Source organism: Ideonella margarita, from assembly GCF_038066635.1.
Classification (GTDB): Bacteria; Pseudomonadota; Gammaproteobacteria; order Burkholderiales; family Burkholderiaceae_C; genus Ideonella; species Ideonella margarita.
In genome coordinates this window covers 302,526-315,331 of sequence record NZ_JBBUTI010000002.1, presented here as the reverse complement: position 1 = coordinate 315,331, position 12,806 = coordinate 302,526, and the positions used below count along the sequence as shown (strand labels likewise).

At 68.1% G+C, this 12,806-nt stretch carries 14 protein-coding genes; 2 read left to right on the top strand and 12 right to left on the bottom strand.

Going from position 1 to position 12,806, the window contains the following annotated elements:
* Window position 1 precedes the first annotated feature (1 nt).
* The 12 genes from AACH00_RS04405 to AACH00_RS04350 all read right to left on the bottom strand — a co-directional run bounded on the left by AACH00_RS04405 (window position 2) and on the right by AACH00_RS04350 (window position 11,014).
* Window positions 2-664 (bottom strand): hypothetical protein, encoded by a 663-nt coding sequence (locus tag AACH00_RS04405; RefSeq protein ID WP_341397824.1) that lies wholly within the window; start codon window positions 662-664, stop codon window positions 2-4.
* Between the two features lie 111 nt (window positions 665-775).
* Window positions 776-1,627: an HDOD domain-containing protein gene (locus AACH00_RS04400; protein ID WP_341397822.1), complete on the bottom strand. Its 852-nt coding sequence runs from the start codon at window positions 1,625-1,627 to the stop codon at window positions 776-778.
* 108 nt (window positions 1,628-1,735) lie between these two features.
* On the bottom strand, window positions 1,736-2,008 hold the full coding sequence (locus AACH00_RS04395) for a hypothetical protein (RefSeq protein ID WP_341397820.1): 273 nt from the start codon (window positions 2,006-2,008) through the stop codon (window positions 1,736-1,738).
* Between the two features lie 67 nt (window positions 2,009-2,075).
* Window positions 2,076-2,243, bottom strand: a complete 168-nt coding sequence (locus AACH00_RS04390; RefSeq protein ID WP_341397818.1) for a hypothetical protein — start codon at window positions 2,241-2,243, stop codon at window positions 2,076-2,078.
* Window positions 2,244-2,589: 346 nt separating this feature from the next.
* Window positions 2,590-3,192 (bottom strand): hypothetical protein, encoded by a 603-nt coding sequence (locus AACH00_RS04385; RefSeq protein WP_341397817.1) that lies wholly within the window; start codon window positions 3,190-3,192, stop codon window positions 2,590-2,592.
* 73 nt (window positions 3,193-3,265) lie between these two features.
* Window positions 3,266-4,345, bottom strand: a complete 1,080-nt coding sequence (locus AACH00_RS04380) for an alpha-hydroxy acid oxidase (protein WP_341397815.1) — start codon at window positions 4,343-4,345, stop codon at window positions 3,266-3,268.
* Entirely contained in the window at window positions 4,342-5,025 is a 684-nt protein-coding gene (locus tag AACH00_RS04375; RefSeq protein ID WP_341397813.1) for a Fe2+-dependent dioxygenase, read from the bottom strand. The genes AACH00_RS04380 and AACH00_RS04375 overlap by 4 nt, the downstream gene beginning before the upstream one ends.
* 21 nt (window positions 5,026-5,046) lie before the next feature.
* Window positions 5,047-7,227 (bottom strand): TonB-dependent receptor, encoded by a 2,181-nt coding sequence (locus AACH00_RS04370; RefSeq protein WP_341397812.1) that lies wholly within the window; start codon window positions 7,225-7,227, stop codon window positions 5,047-5,049.
* Between the two features lie 159 nt (window positions 7,228-7,386).
* Entirely contained in the window at window positions 7,387-7,806 is a 420-nt protein-coding gene (locus AACH00_RS04365; protein ID WP_341397810.1) for an ExbD/TolR family protein, read from the bottom strand.
* Between the two features lie 10 nt (window positions 7,807-7,816).
* Complete coding sequence (locus tag AACH00_RS04360) at window positions 7,817-8,596, bottom strand: MotA/TolQ/ExbB proton channel family protein (protein ID WP_341397809.1); 780 nt, start codon at window positions 8,594-8,596, stop codon at window positions 7,817-7,819.
* Window positions 8,597-8,634: 38 nt separating this feature from the next.
* On the bottom strand, window positions 8,635-9,375 hold the full coding sequence (locus tag AACH00_RS04355; protein WP_341397807.1) for an energy transducer TonB: 741 nt from the start codon (window positions 9,373-9,375) through the stop codon (window positions 8,635-8,637).
* 169 nt (window positions 9,376-9,544) lie between these two features.
* On the bottom strand, window positions 9,545-11,014 hold the full coding sequence (locus AACH00_RS04350) for an AMP nucleosidase (RefSeq protein ID WP_341397806.1): 1,470 nt from the start codon (window positions 11,012-11,014) through the stop codon (window positions 9,545-9,547).
* A gap of 123 nt (window positions 11,015-11,137) precedes the next feature.
* Between AACH00_RS04350 and AACH00_RS04345 the strand changes: the two genes are divergently transcribed.
* Together AACH00_RS04345 and AACH00_RS04340 are read left to right on the top strand one after the other, a co-directional pair.
* Window positions 11,138-12,082, top strand: coding sequence for a M14 family zinc carboxypeptidase (locus AACH00_RS04345; protein WP_341397803.1), 945 nt, complete (start codon window positions 11,138-11,140; stop codon window positions 12,080-12,082).
* Window positions 12,083-12,232: 150 nt separating this feature from the next.
* On the top strand, window positions 12,233-12,787 hold the full coding sequence (locus AACH00_RS04340; RefSeq protein WP_341397801.1) for a pyruvoyl-dependent arginine decarboxylase: 555 nt from the start codon (window positions 12,233-12,235) through the stop codon (window positions 12,785-12,787).
* Window positions 12,788-12,806: the final 19 nt, after the last annotated feature.

The window sequence follows — 12,806 nt, the reverse complement described above, 5'->3', positions numbered from 1 at the left end:
CTCAGGCGGCCAGGCGGTCGCGGGGGGTGACGGTGCCGCTGCGCAGCGAGGCGACGCGGCGCGTGTCACGCAGCGGGGCGCGTTGATGGTCGCGTCGGTGTTCGGCCGGGGCGGCGAAGCCGGTAAGGCTGTTCGGGTTCACCAGTGCCATGTGGCCGACGCGGTTGATCTCGGCGGACTTCATCGAGCCCGTGTCATGCTGCAGGTGCTGGCCGCTGTCGGTGGCCGTCGCCATGTCGCGCTGGGCGTCACGCAGGTACTGCGGCAGCCGGCCCTGGCGCGGCCCCATCAGGCCGGCCGGCCACAGCCACAAGGGCAGCATCTGCAGCCAGAGCAGCGCCCGGGCATCCGCGCCGTGCGGGTGCCACAGCGACGACATCCACACGGCCATCGCACCCATCACCAGCACCACCAGGCCTGCACGCACCGCACGGCGTTGCCAGGCTGAGTGATGGCGACGCGCCAGCCGCGCCAGCACCAGCTCGCCGCTCAGCCAGGCCAGCAGCACATGGCTGACCGCCGCAATCAGGCCGAACGGTGCCTGCAGGCGCTGAAGAGCTCCGAAGATGTCAAACGCGGGCACCACCCAAAGCCCCGCCCCCACGGCCGCGGCCATGGCGCAAAAGAGAAAGAGTTCGCAGCGACGTGCCAGTTCGGGTGTCATGACAACAACAGCCTTGTGAATTAAGACCTTCAGTGTCTCGATTCATGTCGCATTGCACCATCGCCCTCACGAGGGGGCGTGTCCTGAGCGCCTCATCCGAATGGGGGGGGCTCAGGCGTCGAGGTCGGTCACCAGGCGCTGCACATGCGCGGGGGCCATGTTCAGCAAGTGGCTGAGGTCGGTGATGTCGTCGGGCAGGGCGGGGTTGTCCCAGCCTTTGGCGCTGTGCCGGGCGAGGCGAATCGCCAGCAGCACGTTGCGCACCTGCGTGGCTTCCTGGTGGCGCTCGTCGGTGATGCGCAGCAGCAATTCAGGCAGGCGCCAGCTGCGCAGCAGGCTTTGCTGGATGTCTTGCAGCGTCACATTCAACACGTCGCGCTGGGCTGTCACGCTGCGCAGCGACGGGTCATTCAGCTGGCGCTGCTGGATTTCCAGGGCCAGCGCGGGGGCGTGCAGCCACAGCAGCATCTCGGTGAAGTCATACAGCAAGGCGGCTTCGTAGATGACCGCCACATCCGGGTCCAGCCGGTGCGCCGCGAAGCCGAGTGCGAACTTGGCGGCGCGGTGCGAGCGTTGGACCACCGACATCAAGCCGGCCAGCGCTGCGGGCTGTTCCTCCAGATGCTGCTGCACCGTGGGTTGCGGCCCGAAGGTATTGAAGAACGGCGTGATACCCATCAGCACCAGGCCCTCGGTCACGGTTTCCACGTCCGAGTTCAGCCGGCCGACACGGTGCAGGCTGGAGGTGTGGGCCAGCAGCTTCAGCGTCATCAAGGGGTCTGCAGACACCACTTCACCGATCATCCGGGCGTCGACCGCGTCCTCATTGGCACGCATGTCCTCCAGTTCGCCGGCTGTCTGGGCCAGCACCGGAATTTCAACCAGCTGGAAGTACCGCACCCAGCCGGCCACATCCAGGGGCATGCGGCGCGGGGCGGTGGGGATCGAAGGTGTGGCGGACATGGGCGGGCCGAGGGTCATCCTTCCTGGGATATCGGCATTGTGGACGGTAACTTGACGTTGCCGTCCCGGGTCATGCCGCAGCCACCCTCGGCCCGGGCCGCCGGGCAATCAAAGCCGGGTCAGCGGCAGGTGCCCGACATACTCGCCGTCAACATACAAGGCGCCCTCGGGCGCACCGGCTTCGGCGTGGAATTCCAGCCGGGGCAGGTCGGTGATCGGGCGCTTGTACAGGGCGGCGGGTTGCGCGGCGGTCAGGCGGCGCGAGAGGCGCAAGAGCGTGGCTGCCACGAGCCGCAAGCCGCGTGCGGCGCTGTAGCGATAGGCGTGGCTGGCAAGGCGGGGCGACAAAACGCCATGCACGGTGAGCAAGGGGCGAAGCATGTGAGTCTCCAGGGGGGCGCCTTGCCGTGCATTTCATCTGGGGCAGGCGCGAGGGGGGGGGATGGCTTCAGGGACTGCGGCGGTCAGCGTCGACACGCGCGATTTCGCGTGCCAACGCACGTCGGTCGGCTTGGCGGCGGGCACTGTTGTTCGGGCCGTGTGCACCGGCCACGCGTTGTCGTGCCAGTGCGACCAGCGGGTTGCGGGGCTTGGAGGTTTGGATGACGAAGGACATGGCGAACTCCTTGATGCAGATGACAGCGGGAAGCTGTCGGCAAAAGCGCGGCTCAGCCTCGCGCAGGGCGAGTCCGGAAGCAGCAGATGAAACACGGGGCAGACCGCGTGGGCGCCGGGGCGCGTGCAGGTCTTCAGACTGGGAACGGCTGGGGCCGGTGCAGCGCACGGGCCGAGGGTTCAAACAACATCAAGGCGTTGAAGTGCCCTGATGTGCGTCAAATGATAAACGAATGATTATCTTGCGCAAGTGTTTTTTATCAGCCCAATCAAGACAAAGCAAGGCACGGCACGGCGCCGCTGCAGCCTCCCGGCTGCGGGCACGTCGTGTCGATGAGGCTGGCGCCTCAGCGCTTGTTCTTTAGCGGGGCCACGCGGCCAGCGGCCTGCAGCCAAAGGCCTTGCATGTCGTCTACCGGGGCTGCGGCTGGCTTGGCGGCGCCCGGCTTGCCGGCGGTGGCGCCTGGCGCCACTTTGGACGCCGCGGCTGAGGGGGCTGCTGACGGCGCACTGGCTGGCGCAGTTGCCGGCGGCATCAGCACCTCGCCCAGCAGATCCAGCAACCGGGTGCGGGCCTTCTGCGGGTGCCGCCGGTAGTACGTCAGCACCAGGCCCACGATGAAGCGCTCGTCGTCGTCCTGCGGCGTCAGGTCATCCGGGGCGATGTCGGCCACGGGCGTGGCGGCAGGCCCTTGCGCCTGATCCATCCAGCCCCAGGGCTTGTTGCAGCACTGCTCAAACTGGCGCGCCAGGCGCTCACCGATCTGCCGCGAGCGGCCCTTGATCTGGCTCCAGTAGCTGGGCTGGATCTGCAGCCGTTCGGCGAAACGCCGCTCGAGGCCGCGGAGGGTGGCTGCGTCTGCGTTCTTCGCGGCGCTGCGCACGAATTCGTCGAACAGGATGAGGGCGTTGTCGAGGCGGATCGCTGCCACGTCGCGGGGTTGCTGCATGGCCCGAATGATAAAGCCCGCTTGCCCATCTGCTGGACGAGGGGGCTTTGACAGATTGCGTTCGGGGCCGTGCTCAGGCCAGCAAATCGCGGTTGGCGTGACGCAGATCACTGCAGCCGCACAGCGCCATGGCCACCGCCAGCTCGTCACGCAGCAGCCGGATCATCCGGGCCACGCCCAGCGCGCCGCCGCAGGCCAGGGCGTGCACCTGCGGCCGGCCGATCAACACGCCTTGTGCGCCCAGGGCCACGGCCTTGAGCACGTCGGTGCCACGGCGAATGCCGCCGTCCACGAGCAAGGGCAGCTCGCCCTGCACGGCGTCGGCCACGCGAGGCAAAGCCCAGGCGGTGCTCACGCAGGTGTCCAAGGTTCGTCCGCCATGGTTCGACACGATCAGGCCATCCATGCCGGCGGTGCGTGCCAAAGCGGCATCCGCCGGGTGCAACACGCCCTTGAGCCAGATCGGCAGCCGGGTGTGTTCACGCAGCCAGTTCAGGTCGTGCCAGGTGGGTGCGGCCTGCAGCAGGGGCGCCAGCGTGCTGGCCTGGGCCACGCCGTGGGGCAGGTGCACGGCACGCACGCCGGCCGGCAGGCTGAAGCCGGCACGGCGTTCGCAGTCGCGCACACCGTGCACGGGGGCGTCCACCGTCAACACCAGCGCGCTGCAGCCGGCAGCTTCGGCCCGCTGGATCAGGTTCAGCGTCAGCGCGCGGTCGGGCTGCCAGTACAGCTGGAACCACAGTGGCGCAACATCGCCAGCCGGGTCAGCCACGGTGCGCATCGCGTTCGCCACATCTTCCACCGCCACGCTCGACTGCGACGACAGCACCATGCCCGCACTCTGCGCGGCAGCGGCCATTGCCGTGGCCACTTCACCTTCCGGGTGCGCCAGTTGCTGGTAGGCCACCGGGGCCAGCCAGATCGGGTGTGCCACTGCATTCGGGCCGATCATCGTGCGGGTGTGGCTGCCATCCAGCGGGGCCAAGGTGCGGGGCCACAAATGCAAACGCTGCCAATCGGCTGGATTGGCAGCGAGCGTGTGTTCGTCCCCGGCGCCACCGTTGAAGTAGGCGGCGGCCTGTGCGCTGAGCTTCGGGCCGGCGGCGTCCGCCAGCTCATGCAGGTTCACCCAGGCGGGCGAATCGCCGCTCATGTGTCGCCCCACATGCGAAGGAGGTTGTGATACGTGCCGGTCAGCTTCACGGCTTCCGGCGTTTCGCCATGCTGGGTGCGCAGTTGCATCAGCGTCATGTCCAGATCAAACAGCAGACGCCGTTGCTCGTCGCTGCGCACCATGCTTTCCACCCAGAAGAAGCTGGCCAGCCGTGCCCCGCGCGTCACCGGGTTGACGCGGTGCACGCTGGTGCCGGGGTAGAGCACCAGGTCGCCGGCCGGCAGTTTCACGGCCTGCTCGCCGAAGGTGTCCTGCACCACCAGCTCGCCGCCGTCGTAGCTGTCGGGGTCGGCCAGAAAGAGGGTGCACGAGATGTCGGTCCGCACCCGGGTGGCATCGGGCCCACCAAACCGGATGGCCTGGTCGACATGGTCGCCATAGAAGTTCGAATCGCCGCCGTAGCGGTTGAACATCGGTGGCAGGATGCGTTTGGGCAGCGCCGCCGAGAACCACACCGCATGGCGTTGCAGGGCCGCCAGCACCAGGCCCTGCAGGGCCCGGGTCTGCGGCGCATCGGCCGGCAGTTGCTGGTTGCGCTTGACGGTTTGTGCCTGCGGCCCCGCGCTGCTGCGGCCGTCGGTCCAGTCCGCCTCGGCCAGCCAGGCGCGGGCCTGGGTCAGCTCGGCGGCGGTCAATACCTCGGGCACGTGCAACAGCATGGGGTCAGGCCTTCAACAGGGTCAGAACTTGGTGCTCACCGTGAGCTGCACCGTGCGCGGTGCACCCGCCACGGCGTGGCCACGGTAGAGCTGGTCACCATAAAGGACATCGGCCACATTTGTCACGTTCAGCTTCAGGGTGATGGGGTCGAGCCGGTACTCGGCCATCAGGTCCGCCGTCACATAGCCCTTGGCCACCACGGCGGTGTTGCCGACCGGTGACTGGCGCGATACGCCGTTGGCGCCGGCGCCCACACGCAGCTTCGGGGTGATCTGGTAGGTCGACCACACGGAGCCGCTGTGCTTGGGCGTCAGGCCCGGGTTGGTGCCCACTTCACTGGCGGTCACGCTGGCGTCGATGGTCGCGGTCCACGTCCAGGCCCACGACGCATACAGCTCCCACTGTGGCGTCAGCTTGCCGGCGAAGTCCACTTCCATGCCTTGTGCATGGCGCTTGCCCGACAGCAGGTATTGCGCGGCGGCGGTGTCCGGGTCACGGTTGCGCTCGTTGAACTTCTCGCTGTGGAAGAGGGCCACGCGTGACGACAGCGCGCCGTCCAGCAGGTCCAGCTTGGCGCCCAACTCGATGTTGCGGCTCTTTTCCGGCGGCGTCTTGCTGCCCAGGGCGTCGTAGCTGTAGGTGTCGCCCGAGGTGTTGAAGGACGTGCCGTGGCTGAAGTGGAAGGACCACAGCGGATCTGGCTGCCACATCACGCCCACGCGGTGGCTCCACATGTTGTCGCTGCGCTCATAGTGGCCGCCCGGGGTCACGGTGCCGTTGGTGGCGGTGACGGCGGCAAAGTCGTTGCTGCCCGAGAAGCGGTCAAAGCGCAGGCCGCCCACCACCTTCCAGGTCGGGCTCAGCTCGACCATGTCCTGTGCATACACGCCGGCGGCCTTGCTGTCGAAGCTGCGCGACCATGCGCGCTTGCGGGTGTCGGCGATGCTGGCGCCGTCGTTCGGCGTGCCCACGGTGGTGGTCGGCTTGATCGGGTTGCTGCTGTAGTTGTCGCGGTCAGCCCCTTCGATGGCGAAGTCGGCACCCGCGATCAGGCTGTGCTTGAAGCCCAGCGCATTGAAGGTGCGGGTGTAGTCGCTCTGCACGTAGTGCGTGTTGTATTCATGGGCGCGGCCCTGGTTGCCGCGGTTGATCACCGTGCTGTTGGTCAGGCTGGTGGTGCCTGTGGGGAAGCGGATGGTGCTGGCCCAGAAGTCGCGGGTGTAGCGGCCGGTGCGTGCCATGGTCTTCAGCTCGCCGCCGTCACCAAAGCGGTGGGTGTGGCTCAGCGTGGCGAAATCAGCGCCGCCAACCACGTAGTCGCTGGCCATGCCGTAGAAGTTCTTCGCCGGGATGTTGGCGGTGGTGCCGTTGACCCAGCCGATGCCGTAGTTGGGCACGTTGTTGTATTCGAGGTGATAGAAACTGGCCAGGAACTCATCTGCCGTGCCAATGCCCCAGCGGAAGCTCGGTGCCACCCCTTTCTTGTCGATCTTCGCGCCGTAGTTGTCGGCCTGGGTCAGCATCGCATTCACGCGGAAGGCCGAGTCGTCGCCGGTGCGCACGTTCACGTCGGCCACGGTGCGCAAGTATTCGCCCGAGCCCACGGTCACATCCACCTGGCCCTGGTTCATCAGCAGCGGGTTCTTGCTGGCCTGGTTCACCACGCCGCCGGTCGAGCCACGGCCGAACAACATCGAGGCCGAGCCGCGCAGCACTTCAATGCGGTCGTTGTTGAAGGTGTCGCGGTCGTACAGCGCGGGGTCGCGCATGCCGTCCACATACAGGTCGCCCGTGCCCGACAGCGAGAAGCCGCGCACGCGGATGTCTTCTTCACCACCTTCGGCCGCCTGGAAGGTGATGCCGGCTGCGTTGTGCAGGGCCTGCTTCAGGGTGTCGAGGTTGCGGTCGTCGATCAGGCGTTCGGTCACCACGGTCACCGATTGCGGCACGTCGCGCAGCTCCTGCGTGCCCTTGCCGATGCGGGTGGTGGTGGCTTGCAGGCTGTCCTTGCCTTGCACGTCGGCGGTGGCCTTGAGCTTGACGGTAGGCAGCACGGTGGTGGCTTCGGTCACGGCTTCAGCGGGCTTGCTGGCAGCGGCAGGGGCCGGTGCGGTTTGCGCCATGGCGAAGCCGGCAGCCAGTGCGCCCAGGGGCAGCACGGCATGTCGGACGGTGCGGGTAACGGTCGGGCGGCGAGTCATGAAGGCTCCTTGTGGTCGTTGGGTTGTTGTTTCTGAAAAGCGTCGGGCACAGCGCTGCCCTGCTGCCTTCGCGGGCAGCTTTTTCGGTCAGTGATGGGGTGTGCGTGCGGTGCGTTGTCGCGCGGAGAGATGAGGTGAGGTTTGACCCTCAGGCCCCCATCACTTCGCTTCGGGCTGGCTCACGAAGCCCACCTTGGCCAGGCCGGCGCGCGAGGCATCGGCCAGGGTTTGCGCCACCGTGCGGTAGGCCGCGGCTTCATCGGCTCGCAGGTGCACTTCCGGTTGCGGCTGCTGCTGGCCGGCTTGTGTGAATCGTTCGGCCGCCTGCTCGCGGCTCAGGGGCTCACCGTTCCAGTAGCGCTGGCCTGCGGCATCGATGGCAAAGTCGATCTTGTCAGGCTGCTGCTGGTTGACCTGGGCATCCGCCCGGGGCAGGTCCAGCTTCACGGCGTGGGTGAGCAGCGGGGCGGTGACGATGAAAATCACCAGCAGCACCAGCATCACGTCGATCAGCGGGACCATGTTGATCTCGGCCACCGGCGCCGCGGTGCGCTGCTTGTCGAAAGAGGCGAAGGCCATGGGGTGGTGCTCAGGCTGCGGTGGCAGGGGTGCTGGCGGTGGCAACGGCGATCTGCGGCTTGATCGCGCGCACATTGCTGTTCGCGGCCGGCACGGCGGCACCCGGCGCTTCGCCCATCGTCAGGAAGCTGTGGAGCTCGAAGGCGAAGGCATCGAGGCGGCCACACAGCACGCGGTTGCTGCGGGTGAAGGCGTTGTAGGCCACCACCGCCGGGATGGCCACAGCCAGGCCCAGCCCCGTCATGATCAGCGCCTCGCCCACCGGGCCGGCGACCTTGTCGAGGGTGCCGGCGCCGCTCATGCCAATGCCCAGCAGCGCGTGATAGACGCCCCACACCGTGCCGAACAGGCCGACAAACGGGGCGGTGGCGCCGACCGTGGCGAGCGTGGTCAGCCCGGACTCCACGCGGGTGGTTTCTTCGTCCAGCACCTTCTTGATGGTGCGGGTCAGGAATTCGCTGGCGCTGCCGGCCTCGGCCAGGCGCTGGGCGCCGTGTCGGGCGTGGTGGGCCTGGGCGTGCAGGGCTTGGGCCGACAGGTGCGAGAACGCATCGCTGGCGCCATGCGCGTCGATGTCGGCCTGCACCTGCTCCAGCGTGCCGGCGTTCCAGAAGCGGTCGAGAAAACCGGCGGCGCGGCGCTGGCGCAGCACGGTGGTCAGGGCCTTGGTGGCGATGATGATCCACGAGGCGGCCGACATCAGCAGCAGCAGGGCCAGCAGCGTCTTGCCGACGGTGTCAGCCTGGGCCAGGAAGTGGCCGAAGCCGAGCGAGGTGGTGGTGGTGTCCATGATCTTGTCAGCGGGCAGGGTGAGGTGTTCGGGAGGGCTCAGTCGAGCGCGTATTCAAGCGGTGCCACGGCGGTCCATTCCACCGCGACGCCGTCTTGCAGATAGGGCTTGAAGCGGGCAGCACGCATGGCTTGCAGGGCCTGCTCGTCCAAGCGGGCGTGGCCCGATGAGCGGTGCAGCGTGATGCGTTGTGGCAGGCCGGCCGTGTCGACCACCAGGCGAACCAGGACGGTGCCTTGTTCACCCGTGCGGCGAGACGCCAGCGGGTAGGCCTGGGCCGGCGCCACCAAGTAGCGGATGTCGCTGCTGGCGATCTGCTTCGGCGAGGGCGGCGCCGGGGGCGGGCTGGCGGCAGGCGCGGTGCTGACGGCTGCCGGCGCGGCCGTGGTGACGGGCGTCACCGTTGGGGCCGGCGTGGGCGCAGGGGGCGGCGCCACCCAGGCTGGCGTGGCGGGCACCGGTGCGGGTGCTGCGGCCAGCACCGGGGCGGTGCGCTGCGGCGCAGGGGGCGTGGGGGCCCGCGTTGGCTGCGGCGGGGTGGGCAGCGGTGCCGGCGGGGCGATCCACTGCACCATCAGCGGAGCCGATTCAGCCACTGCCTGGCGCACGGCGTCGACCTGCATCAAGGCCCAGGCGCCGGCAATGTGCAGGGCGACCACGCCTGCGCCCAGGGCGCGCTGTCCACTGGCGGGCAGGGCTTCCGAGCGTTCAACCGGGCGACGGCGACGCGCGGGCTGCGCTGGCTCGGTGGGGTGGTTGACGGCGGCGATCGCAGGCATGCGGCATGGCCTGCGGCGCAGGCATCTGAAGAAACAATGCCTGCATGTTAATGCAAATGCGAATGAGTCGCAAATAGATTGCGATTGCTATCGCATGGTTTTGGCGCTGGTTGTTGTGTCGGTTGTGGCGAGGGCGTCGCAATTGGCGACACCTCCCGCCCGCCAGCACTTACTGGAAAGCCACCTCCGCGAAGCCGCGCAGCTTGCGGCTGTGCAGCTGGCTCACGCCGGCTTCACGCAGCAACTCCACCGCTCGGATGCCGATGCGCAGGTGCTGGTCCACCCGCTCCCGGTAGAAGTGATTGGCCATGCCGGGCAGCTTGATCTCGCCGTGCAGCGGCTTGTCGCTCACGCACAGCAAGGTGCCGTATGGCACGCGGAAGCGGAAGCCGTTGGCGGCGATGGTGGCGCTTTCCATGTCGAGCGCAATCGCCCGGCTCTGGCTGAAGCGACGCTCGGGGCCCGGATGCGGCAGCAGCTCCCAGTTCCGGTTGTCGGTGGACGCCACGGTGCCGGTGCGCATCACCTTCTTCAGCTCGTAGCCCGCCAGCTGGGTCACCTCGGCCACGGCCTGCTCCAGCGCCACCTGCACTTCGGCCAGCGCGGGGATCGGCACCCACAGCGGCAGTTCCTCGTCCAGCACATGGTCCTCGCGCACATAGCCGTGGGCCAGCACGTAGTCGCCCAGTTGCTGGGTGTTGCGCAGGCCGGCGCAGTGGCCAAGCATCAGCCAGACGTGCGGGCGCAGCACGGCGATGTGGTCGGTGATGGTCTTGGCGTTGGCCGGGCCGACGCCGATGTTGACCATCGTGATGCCGCCATGCCCTTCGCGCACCAGGTGGTAGGCGGGCATCTGCGGCAGCCGGGGCGGCGGCGTGCCGCTGGCCAGGGCCTCGCCGCCTTCGCGCGGGGTGATGACGTTGCCGGGCTCGACGAAGGCGGTGTAGTCGCTCTGCGGGCTCTGCATCAGCTGGTGGCCCAGGCGGATGAACTCGTCGATGTAGAACTGGTAGTTCGTGAAGAGCACGAAGTTCTGGAAGTGCTCCGGCGCCGTGCCGGTGTAGTGGCGCAGGCGGTGGAGTGAATAGTCGACCCGCGGTGCGGTGAACAGCGCCAGCGGCGCCGGCTCGCGCGGGGCGGGCTCGAAGGTGCCGTTGGCGATGCCGTCGTCCATCGCCGCCAGGTCGGGCAGGTCGAAATGGTCACGCAGGCGCAGCCGCTGTTCGGCGTTCAGATTGCCTTCCACATGGTCGGCCTCGGCCAGCGAAAAGTGCACCGGGATGGGCTGATTGCCCAGGCCAATGTCGAGGGCCACGCCGTGGTTGCGCAGCAGCAGGCGGAACTGCTCGCGGTAGTAGTCGGCGAACAAATCAGGCCGGGTCAGCGTGGTTTCGAACGATCCCGGCCCGGCCACAAAGCCGAAGCTCAGCCGGGTGTCAGGCATCGCCACGGTATCGGTCTGCACCCGCACGCTGGGGTACCAGGCGCGCACCCGCTGCGCAGGCACCTGGCCGCTGATGTAGGCCTGCAACTGCTGTCGCAGATGACCGACCTGGGCCTGGTAAATCGCCATGACCTGGGCCAGGGCGGCGTCGGCGTCATCAAAGGACTGACGAGGAACAAAGGATGCTTCGATCATGGCTTGATTGTGGCGTGAGGGCTGCCTCTACACTGAGGCCCAGAGATGACAAGCACAAGTTTTCAACGCATTGTCGGGATGAGCAGGGCGCGTTCAGCGGCGCTGGCTGTGGTGCCGGCGGTCATGTTCGCCGTTCTGCACGGGCCGGCGGCCGCGGTGGCAACGCCGCACTCGACACCTCAGCAGGCCTCACACCCTGCCTCACACCCTGCATCGCGCCCGGCCAGCAAGGCGCCTGCAAAGCCGTCTCCAAAGCAGCCGCCCAAGCCTGCCGCAGCGCCCGCGCCGGTCTCTCTGGCCGACTGGTGCAAGGCCATCAGCCTGAAGGTGCCCGCGCTGCAGTCCGCACAGTGCCTCGCCTCAGGCCTGTTGCCCGGCGAGGGGCGCTCGGTGCGTGGCACGCCGATCTGGTCGCGCGATGTGTTGCCCGTGAAGGGCCCGACGCGCCTGCGCGTGCTGGTGCTCGGCGGCATCCACGGCGACGAGATGGCCTCGGTGAACCTGGTGTTCGACTGGCTGGCCAAGTCGGTGCGCACCCGCGAAGAGCCGATCCACTGGCGCATGGTGCCGCTGATCAACCCGGACGGTCTGCTGCGCCAGCCGGCCACCCGGGTGAATGCCCGAGGGGTCGACCTCAACCGCAACTTCCCCACGGTCGACTGGACGGAGCGGGCGCACAGCTACTGGGCCAGCCGCACGGGCAAAGACCCGCGTCGCTACCCCGGCCCGCAAGCCGTGTCCGAGCCCGAAACCCGCTGGGTGCTGCAGCAGATTGAATCATTCAAGCCGCATCTGATCGTTTCGGTGCACGCGCCGTATGGGGTGCTCGACTTTGATGGTCCACCACCGGCGCCGGACAAGCTGGGCAACCTGCACCTCGATCAGGTCGGCGTGTTCCCCGGCTCGCTGGGCAACTACGCCGGCATCTCGCGGCAGTTGCCGGTCGTCACGCTGGAGCTGAAAAACGCGAAGGCCGTGCCGCCCCGCGATGTGGCCGCGATGTGGGGCGATCTGCTGGGCTGGATCGACCGGCGGTTGATCAACGTGGCGCAGGCGCCGAAGCCCTGAAAGCGCGAAGGCCTGCGCGCTGAGGCGCGCCCCCCTAGCTTCTGGTGTTTGGCGACACGCGTGTCCGGTTTCACCCGGCGACGCCGTATGTCCCTGCAAGCAGCACCCTGGCCCGCAAGCCGGAGGCGCTGCACAACAGGGAGTACGAAGATGCACAACACCCTTGCGCCCAGCCCCCCCGCCCCGAGCGGGCAGCACCTGGAGTCCGCCGCACGCCGACCGATGCTGGTGCCTTTCGGCGTGATCCGCATCGCGCGGGGCGTGGGCAGCGGCCCCACCGTGCAGGCCGCCCGTGACAGCGCCATGCTGAACGCAGGCCTTGGCAACTATCACCTCATTCCGCTGGGCGCCGCCATGCCGCCGGGCAGCCAGATCGTGCGTGGCCGGCTTCAGGGCCATCCGCTGGAGTTCGGTCAGCGGTTGTATGGCGTGCTGTCGATCGCCACCGAAAGCCGGCCCGGGCGCAGCGTGTATGCCGGCCTGGGCTGGGCCCGTGAGCCCGTGGGCGGGCAGGGCTTGCTGGTGGACTTGCAGGATGCCGACGAAGACCGGCTGACCCGTGGCCTGCACACCACCCTTCACCACATGCAGAAAGACCGGGGCGTCTCCTTCGGCCCGGTCAGCACCGAAATTGCCGGCATGCAGTGCGAGAACGACCCCGTGTGTGCCCTCGTCGTGGCCGTGTTTCGCTCCGAGCCCTGGTGAACCGCATCAGGGTCCGGAC

What these genes read in the sequence shown, in the direction of transcription:
- AACH00_RS04405 (WP_341397824.1), bottom strand. Translation starts at nt 664, where the DNA reads ATGACACCCGAACTGGCACGTCGCTGCGAACTCTTTCTCTTTTGCGCC.
- AACH00_RS04400 (WP_341397822.1), bottom strand. Translation starts at nt 1,627, where the DNA reads ATGTCCGCCACACCTTCGATCCCCACCGCCCCGCGCCGCATGCCCCTG.
- AACH00_RS04395 (WP_341397820.1), bottom strand. Translation starts at nt 2,008, where the DNA reads ATGCTTCGCCCCTTGCTCACCGTGCATGGCGTTTTGTCGCCCCGCCTT.
- AACH00_RS04390 (WP_341397818.1), bottom strand. Translation starts at nt 2,243, where the DNA reads ATGTCCTTCGTCATCCAAACCTCCAAGCCCCGCAACCCGCTGGTCGCA.
- AACH00_RS04385 (WP_341397817.1), bottom strand. Translation starts at nt 3,192, where the DNA reads ATGCAGCAACCCCGCGACGTGGCAGCGATCCGCCTCGACAACGCCCTC.
- AACH00_RS04380 (WP_341397815.1), bottom strand. Translation starts at nt 4,345, where the DNA reads ATGAGCGGCGATTCGCCCGCCTGGGTGAACCTGCATGAGCTGGCGGAC.
- AACH00_RS04375 (WP_341397813.1), bottom strand. Translation starts at nt 5,025, where the DNA reads ATGCTGTTGCACGTGCCCGAGGTATTGACCGCCGCCGAGCTGACCCAG.
- AACH00_RS04370 (WP_341397812.1), bottom strand. Translation starts at nt 7,227, where the DNA reads ATGACTCGCCGCCCGACCGTTACCCGCACCGTCCGACATGCCGTGCTG.
- AACH00_RS04365 (WP_341397810.1), bottom strand. Translation starts at nt 7,806, where the DNA reads ATGGCCTTCGCCTCTTTCGACAAGCAGCGCACCGCGGCGCCGGTGGCC.
- AACH00_RS04360 (WP_341397809.1), bottom strand. Translation starts at nt 8,596, where the DNA reads ATGGACACCACCACCACCTCGCTCGGCTTCGGCCACTTCCTGGCCCAG.
- AACH00_RS04355 (WP_341397807.1), bottom strand. Translation starts at nt 9,375, where the DNA reads ATGCCTGCGATCGCCGCCGTCAACCACCCCACCGAGCCAGCGCAGCCC.
- AACH00_RS04350 (WP_341397806.1), bottom strand. Translation starts at nt 11,014, where the DNA reads ATGATCGAAGCATCCTTTGTTCCTCGTCAGTCCTTTGATGACGCCGAC.
- AACH00_RS04345 (WP_341397803.1), top strand. Translation starts at nt 11,138, where the DNA reads ATGTTCGCCGTTCTGCACGGGCCGGCGGCCGCGGTGGCAACGCCGCAC.
- AACH00_RS04340 (WP_341397801.1), top strand. Translation starts at nt 12,233, where the DNA reads ATGCACAACACCCTTGCGCCCAGCCCCCCCGCCCCGAGCGGGCAGCAC.